General features: G+C 44.1%; 5 protein-coding genes. 1 reads left to right on the top strand and 4 read right to left on the bottom strand.

The genetic code is table 11. The annotated features are described in order from the left end of the window. Window positions 1-159 precede the first annotated feature (159 nt). Both QUB04_RS15600 and QUB04_RS15605 read right to left on the bottom strand, forming a co-directional pair. Complete coding sequence (locus QUB04_RS15600) at window positions 160-714, bottom strand: glutathione S-transferase family protein (RefSeq protein WP_333285602.1); 555 nt, start codon at window positions 712-714, stop codon at window positions 160-162. Window positions 715-925: 211 nt separating this feature from the next. Further along, window positions 926-1,507: a manganese efflux pump MntP family protein gene (locus QUB04_RS15605; protein ID WP_333285604.1), complete on the bottom strand. Its 582-nt coding sequence runs from the start codon at window positions 1,505-1,507 to the stop codon at window positions 926-928. Between the two features lie 197 nt (window positions 1,508-1,704). Between QUB04_RS15605 and QUB04_RS15610 the strand changes: the two genes are divergently transcribed. Next, the gene (locus tag QUB04_RS15610; protein WP_333285605.1) at window positions 1,705-2,304 is read left to right on the top strand and encodes a cytochrome b/b6 domain-containing protein; all 600 of its coding nucleotides are present in this window, start codon (window positions 1,705-1,707) and stop codon (window positions 2,302-2,304) included. A 421-nt stretch (window positions 2,305-2,725) separates the two neighbouring features. On the opposite strand, the gene QUB04_RS15615 is transcribed toward QUB04_RS15610, so the two are convergent. Together QUB04_RS15615 and QUB04_RS15620 are read right to left on the bottom strand one after the other, a co-directional pair. After that, window positions 2,726-5,032: a cache domain-containing protein gene (locus QUB04_RS15615; RefSeq protein WP_333285607.1), complete on the bottom strand. Its 2,307-nt coding sequence runs from the start codon at window positions 5,030-5,032 to the stop codon at window positions 2,726-2,728. Window positions 5,033-5,830: 798 nt separating this feature from the next. After that, window positions 5,831-6,295 (bottom strand): hypothetical protein, encoded by a 465-nt coding sequence (locus tag QUB04_RS15620; protein WP_333144762.1) that lies wholly within the window; start codon window positions 6,293-6,295, stop codon window positions 5,831-5,833. Between the last annotated feature and the right edge of the window lie 320 nt (window positions 6,296-6,615).

Below are 6,615 nucleotides of genomic sequence, written 5' to 3' on the forward strand. Positions count from 1 at the left end.
AAAGCAGGGGCAATTTATGAATTGCTCCTGCTTTTACGTGTTGAGTTTTTGGGCTGATCTCGTTTACGGTTGTTTCGGAATGATTTAACCGCAGAGACCGCAGAGACCGCAGAGGAAGAGAAGAGAGAGATGAATAATTAATCCGTGTAGTGCCTTGCTTCAGCTACCGCCGATCGCACTTTTGAATGCCGGTCTTTCTGAGATCCGCTTGATGTAATCTACAACAGCCGGATAAGCACTGAGGTCTAGTTTTAGCATCATCGGAATGTAGGCTAAAATTGACCCGACTGCTGCGTCGGCGACGCCGAATTCATCACCCATTAAAAATGGCTGTTTCTCGAAGATTTCATTTAACGGTTTTAACAACTTGGGAGTTTCGCGATCGCGAGTTGCTTCTGTAAATATTCCCGGCCCCAGGGTGGCGTTAGCAAACGTGACCCACTGCACGATTTGAGCTTGCTGCTCCAAAGTGTCTGGCATTTTACCATGTTTTTGAGCTAAATATAGCAGAATTGCGCCGGATTCCCAAAGTTTAAAATCTCCCTCAACAATTGCCGGTACTTTGCCGATCGGGTTAATTTCGAGATACTCTGGCTGCAAGTGTGCCCCTGCTTGCATATCCAGGGTGACGAATTCGTAAGGAATTCCTATTTCTTCTAGATACCACTTGACAATTGAGGCCCTGCTGCGACCTGGGCCGTAAAGTTTCAGCACAAAATTTTTATCCTTTAACGCAATATTGCTGTTATAGCATTTTTTGGTCAGTTGTCAGTTGTCAGTTGTCAGTTGTCAGTTGTCAGTTGTTAGGAAAGCAGTTGTCAGTTGTCATTTGGGAAAATTCCCAATTATCTTTTTGCCAATTACCTTTTTCCCAATTACCCATTCCATTACCAATGACTACTGACTAATGACTGCTGACTAATGACTAATGACTAATGACTAATGGCAGTTCTGTCAAGTGCATAAACAAGATTCTGCTGCCAATAAAAATCAAAATTGCTCCGCCCAATATCTCAATTTTATTAGCAAACAAGTTGCCGCACTTGTGTCCGATAAACACGCCTGCAAAGGCTAAAAAGAAAGTAATAAATCCGATCGCAGTCACCGCAAGAGCAATAGAATCTTTCAGGACAGCAAATCCGATACCAACTGCGAGGGCATCGATACTCGTCGCCACCGAAAGCGTTATCAAAGTCCCCGTATCTAAGGGATTGAACTTTTTCTCGCATTCTTCGCCTTGCAGCGATTCGTAAATCATTCTCCCGCCAATGAAACTCAAAAGCCCAAAAGCTATCCAATGGTCGATCGGTGTTATCAAAAAACTAAAACTAAGACCGATTAACCATCCTATTACGGGCATTAAAGCTTGAAAACCTCCGAAAAATAAGGCAATTTTTAAAGCTTTATTGACCTTCATGTGTTTGATTGCTAAACCGCTCGAAACAGCGACAGCAAAAGCATCTGCTGCTAGTCCCAAGGAAAGTAAGATGGTAGTGGCTGCATCCATTTTTGTAAAGTGTTAGGTGTTATAAATAAAGTGTTCCTCTTGACTGTTTTAGTTTACACTTAATTTTGATATTATTGCATTTTTATCATAATATTTTCATTTTTCTTTCAGATTTATTTCACAATTGGCGAGGGTTGAAAAAATTTGCGCTTAGCTGTATTATGTAAAAGATTATTTATCAACTAGCAGAATTAACGATGCCGCCATCTAGATTGTACCAGCCACTGCTGCTCAGGTTACTGCACGGGGCTAACGCTGCGATCGCCCTTTTAGCAATTTTGAGCGCATTTCTGGTTTACAACACCTACGATGGGCGGTTTGGCAAAGTCCCCGTGCCCCAGATTGCAGATATTATCGGGATTCACGGCACTTTTGGCAAGATGTTGCTGTTAGGAATAATGCCGGCTTTTGCATTGTACAGTTTCCACGCAGGTCAAAAACGCTTGGTGCAGCCGGATTCTTTTGGGAAACTAACGCAGTTGGGAAAACCGATTTGGTGGTACAGTTTGCACCGGATTGTGAATACGTTGATGTTGCTGGCACTGACTTGGGCGATCGCTTCTGGCAGTATGGTTAAGGAAGAATGGCTGCCGGCTGGGGAATTGACGCGGGTTTGGTATTATTTACACGCTTCTGGTTGGGTGGTATTGGTGTTTTGTCTGGCAATGCACTTGTTGATGAGTGCGAAGGTGGGGGGTTTGCCCCTAATTTTGTCGATGTTTGATGCCGCGTATCGCCCGGAGGATTCGCCGGCTGCTTGGTGGAAGAAAATTCGCTCTTTGGTCGATCGCTCTTAATGTGAAAATGCTTAATTTGAAAATGAACAGAAATATTTTATTAATTGTTGCGGAAGTCTTAGTCATGGGAGGCTGGTTGTTTGCTGTGGTTGCACCTTTATTATTTCCATAATCCTATCATAGCAATTTGGGTTAACAAATGATCGTTAGGTTTGTAGTGAGGACTTCAGCCCTCTGTTTTATGGCTAAAGTCCTCATACCAATTTAATGTGAAGTTGCACATATCTCGATCCCCCTAAATCCCCCTTAAGAAGGGGGACTTTGAGAGGAATCTTGTCCCCCCCTTATTAAGGGGGGCTAGGGGGGATCAGATTCTATGCAACCTCATAAAAAATTGGTATCAGTACAAACCGAAATTAAGCTTTTCGCGCAGCTTGCTAGCAAGATTTGCGAGGGGTTTCTCTGGCGGCCAAAGGCGATATCAAACGATCGGCAATTTTACCATAAACTCAGCACCGCCCCCAGTTTGAGATTTAATTTGAGGTTGAACCGGAGATTCAACTGTCAGGCGGCCGCCGTGCAATTCTACAATAATTTTATAGCAAACCGACAACTCCAACCCGGTAAAATTTTTAAAGGATTTAGTATGGCCAAACTCCTCAAATATTCTGGGTTGAATTTCCGGCGGAATAATTGAGCCATTGTGGGCGATCGCTACAACAATAAATCTGCCTTTATATTCCTCGACAATATCGGTTTTGATTGTAATAATTTGAGCGGAATTTTCAATACTTTTAACTGCATCTATAGCATGGATGATCAGACTCGCGAATACCTGGCTCAGTTGACCGGGATAACAAAAAATTGGTGGCAGGTTGTTGTACTCCTTGACTACTAATATTTTTTGCTCCAGTCTGTGAGCCAGCAACAGCAAAAGATTGTCGATGCTCTCATTAACGTTGGCGTGTTCTTTGTTGGCTTCGTCAGGAAGTGAAAATTTCCTCAAAGCCAGGACTATCTGGCGAATGCCATCGGCTCCTATTTTCAAAAAATTGAGGATTTGTGGCAACTCTTTGCTGATAAAATCTAGGTCGCAACGCTCTATTTTTTTGGCAATTCGTGGCACCGGCTCAGGATATTGTTCTCGATAGAGGCGAATTATACTAAGCAAATCTTTGATATAATCATTGAGGTGAATCAGGCGGCCGTAAATAAAGTTAATGGGGTTATTAATTTCCTGGGCAACTTCGGCGGCTAGTTGACCCACAATTGTAATTTTTTCGCTTTGTACTAAATGCTCTTCGGTGATTATGAGTTTGGCTAATACTTCTTCCAAAAGTTGGATTTCTTCTTGAATTTGCCCGTGGAGTTGGGATTGGGAAATTGCGATCGCCAGCGAGTCTGCAATTGCTTCCAAAACTTCCACCTCGTCGGGAGTCGCAAACCGGCGCTTTGCACAGGCGAACAGATATCCAAGCCGATGATTCTGAGTTAGTACGGGTACTGCTGCGTAGTGACGATTTGTGAGTTCGATATGGGCGTGTTCCTCAGACGCTGTGGCATCAGGGGCGGCGGTTTTATGTAGCAGTATCGTTTCGCAGCGGTGAAGCCGTGCAGCTAAATCTCCAGAGGGCCCTCCTGGAACACCAAAGATTCCCAAGCGCCCCGGCAAACCTTCCCGGCAATATTCCCAGCCAAATTCTAAAGTATCTTGTCGGGGGTCGTACCATGCGAAAATTGCTCGATCGAGCTTCAGTAAAGTACCGAGTTCGTCTACTGTAGTTTGGAGGATGCGATCGAGGCCCAAGCAAGCGCGAATGCGGCCGGTCAAGCGGTGGAGAAGGGCTTCTGTGCGACTGCGAATGCCATTTAGGACAAACAGCTTGAGCGCCACCATTGTTGCGAAAATAGCTGCGGCGGCAAGTAGGCCGGCGGCTACTGCTAGTATCTTGAAAGGAAGGAGTTCTTTTTCGAGATTGTCGCGGGGAATTACAAGGGCGATCGACCATTCAGCTTGTTCTAAAGGAAGATAGGCAACATAAACTCTGGCGTCGTTGATTTGAGTCAGCACAATGCCCGTTTTTTGATAAACCATCTCCCGCGCTACATTCGCCAAATTAGCATCTGCAGACTCTAAAAGACTCGGAGCCGGCTTGTGGATATTTCCGATTAATTGAGCGTCGGGATGGACAATCGGCACTCCTTGAGAATTGAGAACAAAAGCGTAAGTTCCTGCCCCATATTCCAGCTTTCCTACTACTTCGGCAATTCGATCCATGCTAATGACGCCGTTCATTACTCCGATCGGCTTTTCCGTTGTTTTATCAAGAGAATTTACCGAACTTGACCACACTGGAGCCGAAATGGGAACAATCCTTCTTGGTTTTTTGAGCGTGCGAGAAATGGTAGGATCTGAAACATAGACTTCCCCAGCCATTGCCTTTTTGAAGTGTTGGCGGTCGCTAACATTAATCAAGGATCTGCCCACTTTTGTGGTGAAATAAGAACCGTCGGGATCAATTAATGCCAAGTGCTGGAATTCTTGCAGTCGATTTACTTCCGATTTTAAATAAGGCTGTGCCACTGACCAATTCATCGAACGAACGGGAGGAGTGTGGGCGAGGATTTCGATCTCAGCCTTTCTAGTGCCGAGCCAGCGATCGATCTTGTTGGCGCGCTCCCTAACTTCTAACAAAGCATTTCGCTCTAAATTGGTGATAATCAAGCGGCGAACGCTTTGATAGCTGATACAACCCGTAATGCTAGCTGCCAGAATTGTTACGCCCAAAATTAAGAGCGCAGTTTGGTACCCAAGATGGTATTCGCCCTTTAATCCCGCTGGCAATAGTCTAGTTAATTTCCACCACTTTACTCTCGCAAAGCTTCGCATGGTTTGACCAATTTGTGAGATTGAAATCCTTAGCTCACCTACGCTCTACTCGCCCGCCTGCCAGTCGTCTTAAACTACTAGCATTCAATAATTGCGGGGATTTTTTAATTTTTTCCCGCCGAGCGGCTCCTATCGTTTCCGGTTGCACCGAAATGATATAAAGGACACGGCAGTGCCGTTTCCCTACCCAGATTAATTGTAGGGACACGGCAGTGCCGTGTCCTAGCGGTGGGTAATATTAATTCCGATGCTACCCGCTTTGATATCACTTTGTTAAACAGGAATCAGATTATACCACATTTTTGACAAATTAAAAACTTTCATCAACTACTTAATTATTTTTTACAGTCGTTAATAATTTATGTTATTTAGGTGATGTGCTCCCTAGACATTTTAGGTTGAGATGTTTGGTGTTTGTCTTAATCAATAGTCCAGACTGTTTTTAGTTCGTAGTCTGAAACCCTTGATTTTCGGTTGGTATTTCGAGTACGCAATCGCATTGAAACCGTTATTCTACGGTTGGTAATCAAAAACAGTCCGCAGTATTGCTTAATAACGAAATATTAAAAGTTTTTCGTTCATTATTAATGAAGGAAAAACTTGTTAAATCTTTAATTTACATCTCAACAATCAAAACTATTTTCCGTGCATCCGCTGGCTGAGGCACTGCTAAATTGCCCCAGTTGCGGGATTTGTTTAAAGAACCTTGTGAGTGTGTTCGTGCTGTTTCACATTGTCTTCAGTGCGAATGATGCGCTCGGAGTTGAGCACCCTTTTGCGTTCTAAGGAATAAGTAAAGTCGTTGCGAACTGTTCCCAAGGGAATGTGAAGTTGAGCTTGAGGGCGGATTTTGTAAGTGCGGGCAGCGGCGATCGCCCGAAAGCCAAATTCTTCGCTAAACTGAGCTGATGTCGGGAATTCTGGCAACATTTTGGGTGTTTCGCCGTCGAGCACTGCTCCCAAAGTCGTCCCGCAAACCATTAAATAGGATGTGGGAATTCCCTTGACAATTGCTTCCAAAGCTGCTGAGGGAATAGCTTCGATTACTTGCACTTCAAAAACTTCGCCTTCTTCTTTGATGAAGCAGGTAGCTACACCGACTGCTATGTAGTCGTCGGTGCCGAGATCAGGAGCGTTGGGATAAACTGTTGCAGTCGTCATAAGAAAAGCTTGGTAGTGTGGAAACCGGGAACGAGAAATTATATCATTTCCGGTAACACCGGAATGATGTTGGCTGTTGACTGTTGACTGTTGACTGTTCACTGTCAACAGTCAACCGTGAACTCGAATTTACTATTCCGATGCTAACGGATTTGATATTAAGCGATTTTAGATTTTAGATTTGAGATTTATTGCACGGTTTTTTTCGGGGATTTTACGTGAAAAATCTTAAACCGGCTGTTCTAATAGCTGGTAAAAGTATAGTCATTTATAGGCATGGGAGGCTTCAAGTCCCTCCCCCTTCACTTTTACTTTGAGCG

The organism is Microcoleus sp. D2_18a_B4 (assembly GCF_036702475.1).
Lineage (GTDB): Bacteria > Cyanobacteriota > Cyanobacteriia > Cyanobacteriales > Microcoleaceae > Microcoleus.